Genomic DNA, 17,839 nt, shown 5'->3' with positions numbered 1-17,839 from the left:
GTTACCGTTTCTTCTTCGCTCTAAAGACGCTATTACAGTAAGTAGACGCGAGTCGGCCAATGACCGAGGCGTCCGCTAACTGCTTGCCCTCTGAATCAATCTCGAAGCTAAGCCAGAGAAACGCTGAGTTGAGGCGCTAATGCCTCTCTGCAACGTGGCTTCACTGCCCATCAGTTTGAAGGTTTTCTTGGCGCGGGTAATTGCGGTATAGATTAGCTCTCTGGTAATCAGTTCACTTCGCCCAGCTTCTGGTAGTACCAACGCGCAATCGCTGAACTCGGACCCCTGGCTCTTGTGTACGGTCATTGCGAAGGCTTTTTCGACGTGTGGCAAGCGCGCTGCTAATAAGCTTTTCATAGCGCCATCCTCGGATTCAAAGAAGGCTCGAAGCTCGCCATCAACTGCTAAGATCAAGCCGATATCACCGTTGAATAACCCCTGTAAGTAATCGTTTTGAGTAATCATGATGGGTAGGCCGCTATAGAAACGACTGTCAACATTGAGGTCGAAGGCTGCCGCTAAGTGCTGTTCTATAGCCTCATTAAGCCCTGAAAGACCGAACTCACCCTCACGGGTTGCACATAACACGCGCCAATCATTGTAACGGGCGTAGACCTCTTCAGGCGGCGAACCTTGCTTCAGGGCATTGAGATAGTGGTGGTAGGGTTGGCTAAGTTCAGCCACAGCCAGGACTTCGGACCAGCTTAATTCATTGTTAAAGTTGGCGAAAATAGGATTTATCGCCGCGGTGTCGCCTTGCTTAACAGCGCCGGCTAGCGCGCCAATTCCGCTATCTTGGTGGAATCGGTAGCTATGAGTGAGTTTGGCATAGCCCGGGTGTAATGATGAGCTAGTTTCCTGGGCGGCTAACTCAAGATCAGAAAGCACAGAACCCGCCTCAACGGAAGCTAGCTGATGAGCATCGCCGAGCAGTAGGAGTTGGCAATGTGCAGGAACCGCCTCTAGCAATCCTAACATCAGGCGAGTATCAATCATTGAGGCTTCATCCACTACAATCAGATCAGCGACCAGCGGATTTCGGGCATTTCGAGCAAAACCACCTCCGCGCCATTCCAGCGCTCGATGAAGTGTCTTGGCCGAGGTAGGAATAGCCGTTCGAATCGACTCGCTAATATCCAGCGTATTCCGCTGCGCTTTAATGGCTTGACCTAGCCTTGCGGCCGCCTTGCCAGTAGGCGCAAGCAATAGCACGTTGTAGAGCGGCTTAAGTGTCAGTGCTTGCTCAAGAATAACGGCTAGCAGTTTAACCACGGTTGTGGTCTTCCCGGTGCCTGGGCCGCCAAGGATCATCGCTAGACGATTAGTCGCTGCAGCGAGTGCCGCTTGACGTTGCCCTAAGGTGCCCGCGTCGGCGCCCGCAAACAGCCGATCTAAGGCGGCATCTAGGTCGCGCGCGGCGTAAAGTCGTGAGCCGTTGGCATGTTGGCTTAGGATTTTCGCAATCTGCTCTTCAGCGTGGTCATCCCGTTGTAGATATAAGTTACCATCCCGATACTGTAGTGGCTGAACGCCGCCACCGGAGCCAAACAGCGTGGACTCGGATTCAAGCAGAGCGCGCCATTGATCGCGCCAGTTTGCAGCCAGTTCAATATTATTACCCGTTGCTAGCTCATCCACCGCAGTTAAGGGTAAGCAGCTATGACCTTGAGATCGCACTGACGCGAGTAGGGTCGTAATTTGCTGCAGAAATGACTGACGCTCTGGTGCAGCGAAGCCACTGAGATAGCGGCCTAACTTTTCATCTAAATAACTGATGGTCGTAGGCATTTAGATTTGCTCCTGTGCGAATAAACTGTCGAGCTGGCTCACGAGCGCGAGCGGCGGACGATCAAAGTAGACCCCGCTAGTGCCTTCATCCGGATGCATGCCACGTAAGTAAAGGTAATACACCCCACCAAAGTGCGTGTCATAGTCGTAGTTGGCTAGATGATGGCGAAGGTGACGGTGCAGCGCGACAACGTAGATCAAGTATTGCAGGGTGTAGCCGCTGTGTTTAACTGCCAATTTCAGAGCCTCGGGCTGATATTCCGCGAAGCTACCACCTAGGAAATTCGACTTATAGTCGGCAACATAGTATTTCCCATCAATGCGCAGGCTCAAGTCAATGAAGCCCTTTAGATGGCCGCTCACTGGCGCAAATTGCAATGGACTCTCTAGATACTCCGCGACAATTGGGTTAAGGCGTTCGGAACTGAGTAGCTGATCCAGCGGAAGAAAGAACTCCATCTCCGCTAAACGATCTCGCTCCGGGATATCCTTTAAACGGAGGCCCTTACAGAATGGGGTGTTGATGACATCGCTCAGCCAATCACGATAGCGCGCTATCATTGGCGGCTCATCAAAGCCCGGAACACCATAACGGAGCATAAGTTCGGCCAGCTCGGTATCATGTTCGGTATTCTCTAACTTACTCCAGTTGAGCGTTTCTAGTGCATCGTGAAGGAAGTTACCCACATGTGCGCCTCTGGCCAGATCAAAACGCGAGTTCTCTTCTTGCCTGTTCTCTTCTCGTGAAGGCGTTAAGGTTTCGTCATCGGCGGAATCAGTGCTAGTTGTGCTTGCCGCTTTAGGCGAATGTTTTAGTTCCTTGACGAGGGCTGAATAGCTACTGATTCCGCGCGTCGCGTCAATCTTAGCGGTAAATTCTCGGGCTGTTAATTCTGCTTGATGATCACCTAATTGAGGCGCTATTTTTAGCTGCGGTAATTGCTGCTTTAACGTTGGCAACGCTTGGATTAACTCGCTGCTGAAGGTTTGCGCAATCTCGCGCTCTACGTCATCACTACCAAGTACCCCGCTGAGATGAGCGAGTGCAGACTGCTTTGCGTCTTTGTAGTTGATGGTGCCCAAATAGAGGTAACTGACGGCTCGTGTTAAGGCTACGTAGAGAAGGCGAATGGACTCCTCTTTCATATCCTTCGCGAATTCTGCGTAGACGCGGCCTTTAGTGGTAATACGACGCAGATTGTTATCTTGTACTACGGCAATATTCTGTTTCGAATTGGGTATTTTAGCCGTCCACGCGAAGGGGATAAATACCGCAGAATACTGCAGGCCCTTTGATTTGTGGATAGTGCTAATGGTCACCACGTTATCGTCGGATTCCAATTGAAGTTCGTTGGCGTCGTTGAGCATTTCCTCAGAGCAGCACTGTTGAAACCACTCAAGCTGCCCGTCAATACCCGGCGATTTAGCGGCGTAATTTTGCAGCAGCTGACCAAGCTGAAGCCAGTTACTCAATCGGCGGTTAGCCTGATTATCGCGAAGCAACTGTGCGTAGAGATCCCATTCGTGGCCAACAAATTCAATTGCCGCAAGCGGACCTCGGCTCTGCCATAGGGACAAGGCTTGATTTAAGGTGCTGGTCCAGAGCTGCCAATACTCCTCGTTGTCAAAACGCTGTTGCAGTTCGAAGGCAGAATAGCCAAAGCAGGGATCGGCAATAAAACGGCGAATGAGTCGTTCATTATTAGGCGCTAACAGGCACAGCAGCAGCGAGTGATAGGCAGTTGCCTCGGGGCTCTGGAAAACCGATTGTTTGAGGGCGGCATTCGTGCTGATTCCGAAGTCGGACAGGGCCTGCTGCATGGCTAAGGCTTGGTCTTTGTTATCGACCAAGACGGCGATATCTCTTGCCTGTAACGGCTCGCTGCCTAGGGTCGCGCCATTCTCAGGAGTTAAAAACTCGGCAATTCGTTTCGCGGTGGCTTGGGCGGTTGCCCGCACGCGAACTGGCTTATTGGGTTTATCACCTAAATCGTGGTGCTGCCATTCCAGCGGAGCGAGTGTTTTACCCTTTAAGGTTAGCGATGCAATGTCGGTTTTCCCTGCACTGACCCGAGGGAACTCAATTTTTGTATTGATGAATGGCGTGTCACCGTGAGTAAAGATGGCATCAATGGCATCAATGACCCCTTGGGAAGAACGCCAATTTTTGTCCATGGTGTATTGCGCATCAAGGCCGGCGAAATCGTCGCGAGCTTGTAAATAGACATTGAGGTCAGCGCCACGAAAGCCATAGATTGCCTGCTTAGGATCGCCAATTAGCATCAAGCCTCGTTGCGATTCATCGCCCTGAAAAAGGCGTTTAAAGACGGCGAACTGCTGCGGATCCGTATCTTGGAACTCGTCAATCATCGCGACCTTTATTTGCGAGCGAATACTGGCGATCACGTCGTCCGAAGCGTTGCTAATAAACTTCGCGCAGTGCGCTAAGATATTATCCGAGCGCATGGTGCCATGAAGTCGTTCCTGCTGGTCTTCTAGTTCAATACAAGCGAAGTAGGCGTCACGCAATAACAAAATGTTAAGTTCGTTTTCCCGTGGGAGTTCATCCAAAAAGTCCGTTAATGGATTGCTGCCGACCGGCTCTTTGCCCTTCATAGCGGCTTTTGCGAGTTCGCTCGTGGAAAATTTTAAAAGGTCTTTGAGTTGCTTTGTTGATACCGTGAAGTAGGGCATTTCGCCGGTGGCGATCAAGGCAACCTGATTGTATAAACTCTCTTTTTTAGCAATCTTCCAACTCGTCTTCTTAAGCCGATCCTGAAGCATCGCAGTTTCGACTTCGCTTAATAATTCACCGCCGTATTGCGCCCACAGCTGAGTCAGTTGTTCTTGAGTCGTTTTGAGCTTCGCCAGTGATTCGTCGAAGGAATCTTCGGAACAATCAAACTCCTCGTAGCGTGCGTTGCCTATTTTTCCTAAGGCGCTAAGCAACTGATCAGGCGTTGCGAACTGCTGCTGAATGGCCGTGACTTCAACGGCGCTGCGGCGATAACACAGCTGGCGCCAGAAATCGTTCACCGCGCGCAGTCGGGTATCTTCATCAAGGGTGATCTCAAGACCAAAGGGTAATTTCGAGTCAAAGGCATATTGCTTTAACAGTCGCAGACAGAAGCTATGAATCGTGTGAATTTCCGCCGCATCCATACGTTTCTCGGCGAGCGATAGCTCCACCAATGGTGACCAGGATGCGGAACTTGGACTACCGTGTTTGGCCACAAGTTGCTGATAAAGTGCCGAGGGCTTGAAGTCTTCACCGTTTAGGGACGCATAAACTTGCGCTGACAGGTCGGTTCGTTCCTCGTGTAAGCGAGCCCGAATACGATCACGCAGCTCTGCCGTAGCGGCCTTGGTGAAGGTGACTACTGTGATGTCCGCAGGGCTAAGTGTTGGTGCATTGAGGCCAAGAACTAAGCGCACATACAAGGTAGCAATGGTATAGGTTTTGCCGGTACCCGCGCTCGCTTCGATGATCTGCACGCCATTCAGCGGAAGCGTGTTAGCGTCTAAGGTCTTCATAGTTTGGCCCCCGCTTCGAAGCAGAGATTGGTGTCACCCATAAAGGTTTCAGCGTGCTGTACAATAGCATCCTGCCAGTCAGTGAATTGGCTAATGCGCGCCTCGAGTTCATACTTAAACTCACTCTCGTTGACGCTTTTCTCCTGCACAACCTTCGAGGCAATGCTCGCGTCCAGAGGTAGTGGTAGCGTTAGACCATATCGGTAGAGATCGATCCATCCACTCAATAGCTCAAGGGCCTTCTCGGTGGACATTGCAGCGGCTTTTTTGCTTCCGCCTTTTTCTATCAAGACAGCTGTACAGTTTAACTTTGCTGCACAGAGGAAAGCCTGATGAATCCGCAGCTGTAGGGCGTACTTAGGATTGTTGCTACTACTGTGGTTGGCAAACTGAATGACTAGGTTACCATTGACGGTTTGGTAATAGGGCAGCGTTCCCGAGAGGATTATTTGTCCATCGTCCATATCTGCTGAAGATTGGCCTTCCCGAGAGGGAACCGTTAGGCGCCGCGTTGCCTGCTGTGGGTGCAGTGGCAGTAATGGCTGCAAGTCCCTAATAGATTCATTAAACTCGCTCGATAGGTTGGCGCTAACATTCGTACCAATGGCCGCAGCGGGACTCTCTCCGCTGAGCTCAAAACGGCGAAGAACCGGTGCTATTGCACCAGAGAGCCCCTGTTCATTTATCTTCTGATAGATCTTCCAACGCTCTAAGGAGTTAATCTCAAAGCGTTCGTCATCACTTAGCTCGGAGTCAGAGTAGTGTTTGCTAACTCCTAGGTGCTTTAAAAAGGTACGCAGCGGGTTCTTGTAAAAGGCCACCAAGTCATTGATGTCTATTTCATCGTGCTGGGTGACATCCAGCGGCTGTGAATCGAAGTTCTCGGCACGAGAAGGGGTGAGTAACCAGCGTTCATCGTAGCTAAATAGCGGCGAATCAGGCAGATAATAGCTTGAATTAAAGCTCTGGAGTGGATGATGGCAAATTGCCTTAGCTTCTAGTTCAGCCCTCGATAACGCTGTTGTCTCCACCAAGGTATCGAGTAATTCGGATACTAAAATTGATGGGGGTTGTTCCTCATTAGTCTTGATCGAGTGTCCAATCCAACTGATATATAGGGCATCCTCAGCGGCCAAAATACCTTCGAGGAACAGATATCTATCTTCGCGTGTGGGATGGCGGTCACCAATCCGCGGCTGTCGCAAACTTAGGTCAAACTGCTGCGCCTCAACGCGTCGCGGTATCTGCTCACTGCCCATGCCGAGCATGCACACAACGCGAAACGGAATGGAGCGCATTGGCAGGAAAGTACAAATATTTATTCTACCGGCGGCGAAGCGTTGACTGTTTCGGACACTTGTCAGCTCGCTCAGTAGAGGCTGACTCACCGAAGCAAAACTAACAGCATGGGTGAACTCAGCATTACTGATAGCGAAAAAGTAGTCATCTATCTTGCGGTAAATCTGCGAGAGATACTCGGCGTCTTCGTGATCACTCGCAATTAACTTATTGAAGCTTTCTATCATGATCTGATGCCATTCAGCGGGCGATTTTTCTCCCTGTTGAATGGCGAAAGTCCGCTTGAGTGTATCTAGGAATTCGATGAAATTGCTCAACAGTTCGGATTGCGTACCGCTGATACGTATGCCACCCACAGCGTCATTAAATGGCGCCGCACTATCGGCGAAAATTAGGCTCTGAAGCCAGCGCTCGATGGCGAACTCCCAGTGGTGCCTTCCCGTAGCGGGGTTGCCATGTTGTTGCCAATGCTCATTGTCGAAACCCCAGTAAACGTTGGCTTGCTGACACCAGTCACGCAACTGAGCGATCTGCTCTTCGGCAATGGAAAATTTAGCCCGAACCGCGGCAATTTCGAGTAGGTTGAAGATGTCGGTGCGCGTTGCTCTAGATTGAGATAGGCCTAATAGTTGTTGAATGGCCTGATAAATCGGCTGCTCGCTAATCTCTGCCCTATCTGATATGGCAATAGGTAGGTAAGTACTCGAGCCAACGGGGTTAAAAAGGGTAGCGAAAAAGGGCGCATAGTCCTCAATATTCGGCACCATCACGACAAAGTCGCCCGGCGTTAGTGACGGATCTGCTTCCAGCTGTTGGAGGACATAATCGCGCAGCGCCTGAATTTCGCGCGCTGAGCTATAGCTGGTAGAGAGCTTTATGCTGGGATCGTAGTGGTGGTGAGTTTGTTGCAGGCTAAGGACATCATGCTGAATATGGGCGAGCAGGGTATCACGGCCTAAGTCGACCTTCTGATCAAGATTGAAGCGAATATCATGATTGCCGCCGAAAATATCGAGTTCGATAAGTTGGTGTACAAAGTCTCGCCCGTGCTGCCCCAGGTTACTAAGCAGGGTGTTGTCGGATTGAAAGTTGTCCTCTTCGAACTCACTTTCTAGCGCTGCGGTGATTGCTGCGCGCGATTTCGGGTTAGCTAACTCCTGCCAAAATTCACTACAGGGGTTCTGCCAAAATAGATAAACCTCACAGTGCTCGCTGATTGCATGTAGTTGCTGGAGCATAATGGGAGGCATATTACTGATACCGAAAACATAGAGTCGTTCCGGTAAATCTGCTGCCGAGACACTACTAATAAAGGCCTCGGCGATATTGGCACGGTGCCAGCGAAGCTCCGTTGGAATAGAACTTACGATGGCTTTCCAGAGCAACCCTTGCCAGCGAAGGTCCGCACCTAACTCGTTGAATAGCGAGAAGTCACCACTTTCCCACGCCATAAGCCAATCAGGCCGGTACATGAGATAGTGGTCGAAAATATCGGTAATCGCTTCGGCTAATTGTACTTGGGCGTTATCGCCGGGATTTTTTTGTAGATACTCGTTAAGTGGCAGATATTCAGCTTGGTGAATATGTTCAGCCAGATATTGCGCAATGCGCCAGCGCAACTGCTCACGGGCAAAGGGCGAACGCTCCGGTACCTCGGGGAGTGTCTGGCGATAGCACTGCCACAGAAAGTTACTGGGCATAAGAAACTCAATGTGGCTGCATTGCCCCAATTTACTGGAAAGCTGAAGCTTCAGCCAATTCGCCATGCCGTCACTTTGGACCAAAACCGAAGTGCTAGTAAACGGATCTGCCGGTGCCTGAATCTTGAGAATTTGCGATAGCTGTGCAACCAGCACATCTTGGCTATTTGATGACAGTAAATGCAACACGACACGCACGCTTCCCTGGCTGATTGGACAATCAGTTTAGCACTGAAACAACCGTCTTCGACACTAGATTTAGTATCCATTGTTACGGCGGCTAAACCCGTAATCATTTTAAATAGCTAGCAACGGAGGAACGCTCAGGGTGACTTAGGAAGGCACTGATGAAAAGGCGACAATACTCTCCGAATAGGGAGCGTCTGTTTTAGGCTGAATGGTTAAACTATTGGCTTCAGGGATGAACCTATGGCGCCAAGGACGGTGCCCGTTTAGACTGATGTGATCTTTGGGCATGGGTCAGTGCTCGGGTTCGGTTTAAGCTGAAGCTGTTGTCTTATATAGCGCGGTTCAGGGACTGAATAGATGTGTTTTTGGGCGGAGCAAGTTTCAATGCTGCTCGGTAGTCAATGTGATGGCGTTGAATTTGCGCCGCTGGGGACTGATCGCGGCGCAAAAGGATAAGAAGCTTTAGTGAGCCGCTTGTTGTTTGTCTTGCTGCTCGCGATATTCCGTTGAGATAAGTCGGACTGCGTGAATAGCTGTTTTAAACTGACTCTCGGCGGAAGCTGCGGTAGGAAGATTTACGCCCTCAGGGCGCTGCTCATTCGGCCAAGCAAGGGTTACAGCGACGAGCATCAATGCGCCAATGAGGTTGTCATTATCACTGCCGTCTTCTAGACCGACATCGCTCCAAGCGGTTTGACCCCAGTTAAGTGCCATAGCAAGCCCCATGGCATATTCGCTTACACTGAGCTCATCGATGAGTGAAAACCAGTCATCAGTTGGATTCGCTAACAGCCACTGCTGATAGCCAAGCGCCGCTTCGAAGGCTGGGCCTAGGGTTTGAGAGTCCTCGACCGTTGGCTCCTCACCACACCAGAGAAGATTGAACCATTCATTGGGTTGCAGTGCGATAGGAAGCAAACTGACACCCGTGACAAGTCCAAGAGCCAGAGTTGGCGAGACGAGTTCTTCGTGAGCAGATAGCGCGGAAGCAAAGGTGACAGTTGAGAACTGAGCTGTGGTCATTACAAGGTCCAATAGCAAGGCAACATCGAGGAACTAAGCCTAGTTCATTTCAGCGGTGCTGTGAGTTAATTTCTGGTTGGCTTACGGTATTTTAAAGAGGGCGCTATGTTAGCGATAAAAACGATAATGTAAACCGCTTAGGGAAAATAAAATTGGTGAACAATAGCGTTGTGAGCGCTGAGATATGGTTATCGTCAGCGCTCATCACTAGCAAGGACTTTTCATCCTAGGAGATTAGCCAGCGAGTTGATGGGATATCGCGTCAGCATGTCGTTGGCGAGCATCACCGTCAATTTCTGAAGTTAGCCACCCGGACATCTCTCGTTCGGCGATATCGGCCAGCGCGCTAATATGCTGTGGCATGTCGTTGAGTGCCTCAATATAGCGATATTGTTCACCACCCGATTCGAGGAAGTAGTCTCGGTTTTCAATGGCGATCTCTTCGATGGTTTCTAAGCAGTCCGCAGAGAAACCTGGGCAGAAGACATCTACCGCCTTAACCCCCTTGGCTGGCATACCTTTTAACGTTTCGTCGGTATAGGGTTTTAACCATTCGGCCTTGCCAAATCTACTTTGGAAGCTAATCGTATACTCATCTTTAGTTAAGCCAAGACTTTCGGCCAGCAACCTTCCCGTGGCGTGGCACTCGCAGAAGTAGGGGTCGCCCAGTGTTAGACTGCGTTTAGGGATGCCATGGAAGCTGAGTAATAGATGCGCCTGACCATTTTTCTCCCAATGATCACGAATTCGTTTCGCCATTGCCGCTTGATAGCCTTGATCTCGGTGGTAATGCGTAATGAAACGAAAATCTGGAAGCCACCTGCGCTTGGCGAAATCAGCGGCTACCGCATCAAATACGGACGCGACGGTTGAAGCCGCATATTGAGGGTAGAGTGGCAAGACCACTAGTTTGGTGGCGCCTTGATCCTGAAGACTTTGAATCACGCTAGTAACCGAGGGCTTGTTATAGCGCATGGCGAGTTCCGTTACTACGCGTTCACCGTGACGCTCAGTCATGAGCGCATGAAGAGCGTCACGTTGCGCCATCGCATTAACCATGAGTGGCGAGCCTTTATCGCTCCAGACGGAAGCATAAGCGTGGGCAGATTTTGGTGCCCGGAGAGGTAGTATGATCAGATAGAGGATACACATCCAAATAACGCGGGGAATCTCAACAACTCGAGGGTCCGAAAGAAACTCGCGAAGATAACTGCGCAGGGCCTTAGACGTTGGCGCGTCAGGAGTGCCAAGGTTAACGAGCAGCAGGCCTATTTTATCCTGTTGAGAATGACTAAACTGATTGGCACTTTGAAATTTCATACAAGAATTAACTCTCTTCAAGGGACGAGATGTAATACGACCGTTTTCTCCAAGTGTATCAATAATAATTAGGATTAACAGTCAGTGAGTGATTGACTAGCTTGACCAGTAGTACTTACTAAACTCATCGATTATTTGAGGGTTGATAGGGTGTTCATTGCGTAGTCAACGCGCTGCTCGAAGGTAGGGTAGAAGAAGGGTTGTTGAAGCTTTTCAATGTGCTTGAGTCGCTGTTTCAAACCTAAACCGTTGGCAATTTGAATGGCTAAGCCAGGTCGTGCATTCAATTCCAACACCATAGGGCCGTCATCCGCATCAAGCACAATATCAGTACCAAGATAACCCAGTTGGGTCATTTCGTAGGCTTGCGAAGCAAGGCATAAAATCTCCCGCCAGTTAGGTATCTGTAATTCGTTAAGTGCGGCGTTGGTGTCCGGGTGGTTAGTAATCACTTCGTCAAACTGGACCGCTTGAAGTGCTCGGCCCGTGGCTAAGTCTAGTCCTACGCCAACAGCACCTTGATGCAGATTCGCTTTGCCATCGGATTTTTTGGTACTTAATCTTACCATCGCCATGACAGGATAACCCTTGAATACAATCACTCGGATATCCGGGACTCCTTCGAAACTATAGCGATTAAAAAGTGGATCACACTGAATAAGTCGCTCAACAATGACCGTATCGCTGCGCCCGCCTAGTGAAAATAAGCCGGCAATAGTATTACTGATATGACGCTCAATGTCGGTGGCAGTAAGCTCACCGCCCGAAGGTTTAATAAACAAGCCGTCCCTTTGGCTGCTAATGACGAGAATGCCTTTTCCGCCACTTCCCTGAGCCGGTTTGAGGACGAAGCCCTCACCATTCTTCACTAGATTATGGATGAGTTTAATATCAGCTTGAGTAGTGATGACGCCAATCAGCTCCGGAGCTTTTAGATGAGCCTTTTCCGCAATGTTTTTGGTAAGAAGCTTATTGTCTACCAATGGGTAGAGGTGACGCTGGTTGTAGCGCCCGATAAAATGAATATTACGCTCATTCATTCCCAATACATGCCGATGTTTAAGTTGGCTGGGATTGGCTAACTTGGTCCACTGCATTTAAGATTTGCCACCGAGGGGGTAGAAGCGAGTGAGCTCTGATAGACGATAGCCTGTATAGTTACCCAGCAGTAGAATGAATGCCAGAATGACTAGCTGAAGGCCGATAAAATTAAAGCTCAGATAGCGAATAACGTCGTTGGTCATGGCTAGGTAAACAATCACCGCAGTTAATAAGCTACCCGCGAATTGCATCGCAACCTCCCGCCAGCCGTCTTCTTCCCAAAGGATGCTCATCCGTTCGATTGTCCAAGCCAAAATAATCATCGGGAATAGGGTTATCGAGAGGCCTTGAGTAAGGTTTAAGTGGTAGGCGACCACCGCAAAGCTGGAGATCATTAAAATGACGGCAATAATAACTGCCGATATTCGTGATACCAGCAGCAGATTGAGCCGAGAAAGATAGCCCCGAATGACCAGGCCTACTCCTACAATAACTACTAAGCCGATAATTCCCACTTTCAACTCGGTCTGCACGAAGGCCATGGCGATAAGAATTGGCATAAACGTGCCTGAGGTCTTTAATCCAACCATGATCCGTAGAAAGGCAACGATGAGTGCTCCTACTGGGATTAGCATGATGCTCTTAAACATCGTCTGTTGCTCGAGGGGCAGGCTATGAATAGATAGGTTCCATGGCTCAGTAGTTTGATTAACGCTAGCAAGTGCCTCGGTAGGCGTGACATCTTGAGAAATCATGGAAAAACTTACCCTACTTAGCCGCCCGCCATTTACGTCCAGTAGTGAGCGAATCGAGGCGTCCCAAATCAGCACTTCACCTAAGGTAGAAAACTGCTGCGATGACGGATCAAATAATAGCCACTCGGCCCCTGTCCAAAACTGCAACATCCTCTCAATAGGTTGGCGCCGACGACCGTCTTCAAGGCTAAGAACTCCTACTAGCCGATTGGCGATTTCAGCTTCACTTAATAGTGTGGAGAGTATGTCTAGCTGTGAATAATGGTTGCGCAGAAGCGCTCTATTTTGATCATTTGGATCATTGAGGAGCTTAACTAATTCTCGTCCAAAACTTAGTGCATTGGAGGAGCGTTCAAAGGCAGCTTCTTTGATTGATTCGGCGGCCAGTCGTTCCGGGCCAATAAGGTTCAATTTTGGGGCGGCTAGGGGAAATTCGGGAGGCAGGAGTTCTAGTTTAGTTGGATCTACTAAAAACTGTGCTCGATAGAATAGTGCTTGCTCTCCTACCGCAACACGTTTCGACCACTCGGCTCTTCGGCCAAAAGGCGTCTGCTGATAAGTCATACCATAGTCTGGTGACGATGACGCCTCGCGGATTAACCTAAAACCCGGTTGATTCGCTTCGGGTAGTGCGAGGCTTGCGAGAACCGGACGATCGAGCGCCGTAAATTCAACTCGCGCCTCGATTTCCCAGACTTCGCGGTCATGATTAGGTAATAGCGGAAGACCACTTTGGGCGTGTCGGTTCCAGCTAGCAAATAGGCCAACCACAATAAGCGCGAAAATTGCAAAGTAAAAGGGAGTACGAGAAGACATTAATCGGTTCCCGGAGCAGATGATTGAATAAATTCACGGCTTACATCAACAATTGCGATGTCAATGAAGTAATCTCGTCCAATGAGAATTGGATTTGTGAGTTGAGATCGATCGGTCAGCGTAAAGTCCGTGTGTTGTTCAATTTCTCCTAATTGAGTCAACATGGATACAACATAACGTTCTTGAGCTTCATCGCTATTTGCTTGGCGGATCCGAGCTTGACGTTTGATTGGTCGCTCTACCACACTATGACGCAGCTCATTGATCGCTTCGTGATCAATGGTAAAGCGGACCCATTCTTTACCATCTCGTTCGAACAACTCGATATTGGAGGCGTGAATGGAAGAAACTTCCGCTCCAGTGTCTATGCGAGCAACAAACTCTTCATTAGCGGCATGGATAAAAATACTTTCCCGCCCACCGAGCACGGTTTTATTCATATTTCGCAGCGGCACTTGCACGGCGAGGCTCGGTTCGCTGGGGGGGGCGGTCACTTCGTCAGGCGTGGCTGCATGTTGGTGTAATTGAGTCTGTTGCTGGCTTAGACTTTCGCTAATTTGCGCTAACTGCAAGCTAATATTCTGCAGTTGCTCTTGCTGCTGTTGGAGGCTAGTTTCGAGGTTGGCTAGATCGACCTGCATGGATTCAGCGGTTGCCGCGAGTGAGTCACTGGTATCAATGTGCGCTTGCATCGTCTTTTGATAGCCGCAGCCAGTAAAAAAGACAGCTATAAATACAACTCGAGTTACCCACGTCATGATTAATTATCTATCCAAATCTATTTAGTAAAGCATTATGAATTTGTAGCGATGATGGCAAAAAATTGCCAGTTAATTTCGCTTAAAATGAGACGTGTCAGTCACGTCTCAAGATTGAGCGTCAAATTGTTAGATAATACTAGACGAGTTTGCTGATTAGTACACTATTTCCTTTTGATACTTTTGCGTTATCGGTTTCGTGTTGTCGATAAATCGTTATAATCACATCTATGCTAAATTTAACTAGCTCAGCGATAATCGGTTCGAGGGCACTAGGCTCTCTGTAGTGTGTGCCAGTAGGATGATAGGTGAGCTTAGCTTCAACGCTTATTTTAGCGCTAGTGAAGCGTTAGCCAAGGCGTGTTCCCAGAGTAATTTACCCCTAAAGGGCGGTTTCAAAGCGTGATTGAAGTACTATTAGCGTTAATTGTGTTTGGCGCCTTCGCGGTGGGCGCAATGACTGGCTTTGGGAGTGTTGTATTGGCTCTAAGTGTCGGCGCGCTGATTATTGATTTGCCAAGCTTAGTAGTGATTTTGGTGCCTCTCACGCTGCTAATGAATCTTCCGCTCGCTTGGCGCAATCGAAGTCATATTGATTGGTCCTTACTTCTCAAGGTTATCTTACCGTTTATGTTAAGTGGTATGGCGATTGGTTACTGGTTACCCCAAATATTCCCTGAAGACATTCTCACGCTCGTCTTCGCAAGTTTCATTTTACTGCTGTCGGGGCAGGCCCTCTTACAACTAAAAAGCTTACCCGTTGATGCGGTGGTTGATTCCCGTAATACCTCAGTTCAGCAAACGAAACGCGCCTCGTTGATTGGTGTGTCGGGAGTTATTCACGGTATGTACGCTTCCGGCGGGCCACTGCTGGTCTACGCCATGTCAAAGGCTGCCAAGGGAAAGGCTGCCTTTCGCGCAACGCTAGTGACAGTATGGCTATCACTGAATAGTGTACTGACCGTTGCCTACCTAATAGATGGAAGATTATTAGCTCAGGGTTACTCAATTGCACTGCTGGCACCGATGGTTCTTGCTGGCGCATGGGTGGGCAATTGGATGCACCACCGCGTAGATGAAGCTAGTTTTCTCCAACTTGTTTATGGGTTGCTAGCGGTTGTTGCTATACTCCTCATTCTTCAAAGCTTTTGATAGCCATCGAGTGTCGGTGTTAGCAATACGATAAATGCTAGCCTCATAGGTATGATGCTTCGTCGCGCGAATCCGACATCCCTGTGACGGGCACGCTAGATGTCAATTCCCACTAATTATCCGTTTGAATTTCGCGATATCCGCTTCAGTATTCGTCCAGCATGGCGATAGCCGAAAGCCAGTAGCTCGTTGATCGAGAAAGATACGGTTGTTTTGGTGAGCGTGTAGCAGCCGATTTGAGATGTCTTCAGGCGGTTTAAAAACTAGGGTTCCACCACGTTTCGTCTCAAGCGCAGGTGAATGCCACCAAGTAGCGGGAGTATCTGCTGTAAGCTGAGCCGCAATATGTTGATTATGGGTCAAGATATTAGTTACCCCGATACGATTAATTTCAGCAATACTTGCCGCCGCAATCGCGAAGGGGGCCACTGAGGGAGTGCCACCTAGAAAGCGATGACTGGTTTGGTCGTATTCGAAATTATGGACGTCAAATTCAAAGGGATCTTGGTGCGAAAACCAGCCTACATCACTGGGCTCTAGGTTGCTGCAAAAGCTGGGTTCAACATACATAAAGGCAGCCCCAGGCCCCCCTGACAGCCACTTAACTGAGGTGCCTATGATCACATCAGCCTGCCATTGAGCGACGTCTATTGGCACGATGCCGATGGATTGAGCGACGTCAATAATGGAGCGAATAGAACGGCTGCGATACTCAGCAACGATTTCCTTAACCGGCGCTCTCATTCCAGTATTGGAAAACACATGCGTAATGAGCGCAACGTCCAGATCCTCTTGGAGATAGTCTGTCCAAGTACTCAGAACGGTGACGTCGGCGTTGGCAGGGAGGTAGCGAAGCTCGGCATTCGGAACCTGCTTAGCGACAAAACTGATCGTAGCGAAGTCCGCTTCGGAAAGTAATATTTTGGGGTTTGGCTTGCCTTTACACATAGCGTTCAACATCTTGGTTAAACCACTAGAAACGTTTAGCTGCGGACAGACCGTTGTCGCTTCCGCGTTAATTAATTGACTGGCCTGTTCTTTAAATTCTTGAATGGTTTGCAGCCACAGGGGCCAGGGCTCAGAACCCTGCCAATGGTTTAGATATTGCTCGGTTAGCACCTCAGAGGCGTTTTTCAGTGGACGACCCACCGAATGTGATAACCAGTAGTTAGGGAGATGCTGAAAGGGTTGGTTGCCCATTATAGTAATTCCTCTAGCTGTCTCATTTTCGCTGAAGCGGTGACAATATCACTGCGTGGGTTAGCGCAGCGGAGATCTCTAAGTTTTTCTAACGCGGCTAATAATACAGGAAGCGGAGGCCCGCTGGCCGTTAGATTCTCATGATGTTGAGTGGCTAGTTGCTCTGACGGAACGCGGATAAATCGTTCAACCAATAGGTTGTGATGCTGTTCAGCTGTTGCGCCGTGAGCTTGGCATACTTGGATAAGCGCTGCAGCTGCTTCGCTTTGCCAACTCCCGGGAGAGCATGAAAGTAGGGAATCGAGTAGATTTGGCAATCGCATCGCATTTCGAAGCGCTGCTTGATCATCCGGCATCATATACAGCATTTTATCTACCAAAAGCTGAGAGTAGTAGGACTCGTCAGCACGACACAACCCTAACAGCAAATCGATAATGTTGATGCCGGCGAAGTCGCCAGCGTTGGCCCCGCGATAGACATTATTGCCGACCCGATGTGACTTATAGTATGGACGGACCGAGTAAAAGAAGCGGTCGACATCAAGCTGATGATTGAGTTGATGATTAGAAGCGTAGACCTTTTCTAAAGCGACCTTTGCGGTATGCAGCAAGTCAATGGCAACGGGCGAACTGATCCCTACATCTACCACCTTGATGAGTGCCGCCGCAGCCTCCTGGTAAGCGAGGATGGCGCGGGTGTTGAACTCATTGAAGATAGCTTCGTCGCTAAGGTGGGTAAAAGATTTTGCCCTACCGTTTATGGCCTGATTATGCGTGGTTAAATGAGCGGTGCTAAAGCGAGGAATCATCCCAATTGATGCCCCCACCTGAAGTGCCAGCGCCGATGCTTCAACTAATGGTGACTTGGTTTCTCTTGATGGCTCCGTAAGTTCGTGTCGCCGACAGGCAGCCATGTAAAAACCGATATTTCCCAAGAGGTCAAACCCTGCGTCAAAGCCTTCATCTGTGTTTCCCTCCTTGAGTAGGGAGATCATCATCTGCTTGCCGTCATGAAGCAGGGCGTGCTTAAGATCGTCGCCTATCCCCGTCACGTCAGCTCGATCACTAACGTTGCTGAAATAGAGGGTCTCGAGTTGAGTATTTATCTCAATGAAATCGTTGCGAATCCAGTGATCAAATGAGCGTGCGTTTTGGGTCATAAATGCCTCAGACTTTTTCTTCTATTATCAGTTTATATAAATGACTATTATTGCTTTTATTTATCATTTAGTGATTAGATATGGGTGTAATGTAGCTATTTTAA

At 49.2% G+C, this 17,839-nt stretch carries 11 protein-coding genes; 1 reads left to right on the top strand and 10 read right to left on the bottom strand.

Going from position 1 to position 17,839, the window contains the following annotated elements; all coding sequences use genetic code 11:
- Positions 1 to 75: 75 nt before the first annotated feature.
- The 8 genes from recD to Q0698_RS03575 all read right to left on the bottom strand — a co-directional run bounded on the left by recD (position 76) and on the right by Q0698_RS03575 (position 14,223).
- Complete coding sequence (recD, locus tag Q0698_RS03610; RefSeq protein WP_298633820.1) at positions 76 to 1,788, bottom strand: exodeoxyribonuclease V subunit alpha; 1,713 nt, start codon at positions 1,786 to 1,788, stop codon at positions 76 to 78.
- Entirely contained in the window at positions 1,789 to 5,322 is a 3,534-nt protein-coding gene (gene recB / locus Q0698_RS03605) for an exodeoxyribonuclease V subunit beta (protein WP_298633819.1), read from the bottom strand.
- The gene (gene recC, locus Q0698_RS03600) at positions 5,319 to 8,510 is read right to left on the bottom strand and encodes an exodeoxyribonuclease V subunit gamma (RefSeq protein ID WP_298633817.1); all 3,192 of its coding nucleotides are present in this window, start codon (positions 8,508 to 8,510) and stop codon (positions 5,319 to 5,321) included. The genes recB and recC overlap by 4 nt, the downstream gene beginning before the upstream one ends.
- A gap of 462 nt (positions 8,511 to 8,972) precedes the next feature.
- Positions 8,973 to 9,533: a hypothetical protein gene (locus tag Q0698_RS03595; protein ID WP_298633815.1), complete on the bottom strand. Its 561-nt coding sequence runs from the start codon at positions 9,531 to 9,533 to the stop codon at positions 8,973 to 8,975.
- 234 nt (positions 9,534 to 9,767) lie between these two features.
- Positions 9,768 to 10,853, bottom strand: a complete 1,086-nt coding sequence (gene hemH, locus Q0698_RS03590; RefSeq protein ID WP_298633814.1) for a ferrochelatase — start codon at positions 10,851 to 10,853, stop codon at positions 9,768 to 9,770.
- A gap of 131 nt (positions 10,854 to 10,984) precedes the next feature.
- Entirely contained in the window at positions 10,985 to 11,950 is a 966-nt protein-coding gene (locus Q0698_RS03585; protein WP_298633813.1) for an alpha-L-glutamate ligase-like protein, read from the bottom strand.
- Positions 11,951 to 13,465 carry an inactive transglutaminase family protein gene (locus Q0698_RS03580; protein ID WP_298633812.1) on the bottom strand — a complete coding sequence of 505 codons (1,515 nt, stop codon included), beginning with the start codon at positions 13,463 to 13,465 and terminating at the stop codon, positions 11,951 to 11,953.
- Positions 13,465 to 14,223 carry an ATP-dependent zinc protease gene (locus Q0698_RS03575; protein ID WP_298633810.1) on the bottom strand — a complete coding sequence of 253 codons (759 nt, stop codon included), beginning with the start codon at positions 14,221 to 14,223 and terminating at the stop codon, positions 13,465 to 13,467. Before Q0698_RS03575 ends, Q0698_RS03580 begins: the two co-directional genes overlap by 1 nt.
- Positions 14,224 to 14,625: 402 nt before the next feature.
- On the opposite strand from Q0698_RS03575, the gene Q0698_RS03570 reads away from it, so the two are divergent.
- A complete protein-coding gene (locus tag Q0698_RS03570) occupies positions 14,626 to 15,375 on the top strand; it encodes a sulfite exporter TauE/SafE family protein (RefSeq protein ID WP_298633808.1) in 750 nt (249 codons plus the stop codon).
- Positions 15,376 to 15,477: 102 nt separating this feature from the next.
- On the opposite strand, the gene Q0698_RS03565 is transcribed toward Q0698_RS03570, so the two are convergent.
- Together Q0698_RS03565 and Q0698_RS03560 are read right to left on the bottom strand one after the other, a co-directional pair.
- Positions 15,478 to 16,575, bottom strand: coding sequence for an aminotransferase class V-fold PLP-dependent enzyme (locus Q0698_RS03565; RefSeq protein WP_298633806.1), 1,098 nt, complete (start codon positions 16,573 to 16,575; stop codon positions 15,478 to 15,480).
- On the bottom strand, positions 16,575 to 17,735 hold the full coding sequence (locus Q0698_RS03560) for a monodechloroaminopyrrolnitrin synthase PrnB family protein (protein ID WP_298633804.1): 1,161 nt from the start codon (positions 17,733 to 17,735) through the stop codon (positions 16,575 to 16,577). The genes Q0698_RS03565 and Q0698_RS03560 overlap by 1 nt, the downstream gene beginning before the upstream one ends.
- Positions 17,736 to 17,839 lie beyond the last annotated feature (104 nt).

It is taken from the genome of uncultured Umboniibacter sp., assembly GCF_947497555.1.
GTDB lineage: Bacteria > Pseudomonadota > Gammaproteobacteria > Pseudomonadales > DSM-25080 > Umboniibacter.
The sequence above is the reverse complement of the archived record's forward strand: the minus strand, read 5'-3'. Positions and strand labels throughout refer to the sequence as shown.

Bases quoted from the DNA above. Each gene is read 5' to 3' on its own strand.
- recD (WP_298633820.1), bottom strand. From the start codon at position 1,788: ATGCCTACGACCATCAGTTATTTAGATGAAAAGTTAGGCCGCTATCTC.
- recB (WP_298633819.1), bottom strand. From the start codon at position 5,322: ATGAAGACCTTAGACGCTAACACGCTTCCGCTGAATGGCGTGCAGATC.
- Q0698_RS03595 (WP_298633815.1), bottom strand. From the start codon at position 9,533: ATGACCACAGCTCAGTTCTCAACTGTCACCTTTGCTTCCGCGCTATCT.
- hemH (WP_298633814.1), bottom strand. From the start codon at position 10,853: ATGAAATTTCAAAGTGCCAATCAGTTTAGTCATTCTCAACAGGATAAA.
- Q0698_RS03585 (WP_298633813.1), bottom strand. From the start codon at position 11,950: ATGCAGTGGACCAAGTTAGCCAATCCCAGCCAACTTAAACATCGGCAT.
- Q0698_RS03580 (WP_298633812.1), bottom strand. From the start codon at position 13,465: ATGTCTTCTCGTACTCCCTTTTACTTTGCAATTTTCGCGCTTATTGTG.
- Q0698_RS03575 (WP_298633810.1), bottom strand. From the start codon at position 14,223: ATGACGTGGGTAACTCGAGTTGTATTTATAGCTGTCTTTTTTACTGGC.
- Q0698_RS03565 (WP_298633806.1), bottom strand. From the start codon at position 16,575: ATGGGCAACCAACCCTTTCAGCATCTCCCTAACTACTGGTTATCACAT.
- Q0698_RS03560 (WP_298633804.1), bottom strand. From the start codon at position 17,735: ATGACCCAAAACGCACGCTCATTTGATCACTGGATTCGCAACGATTTC.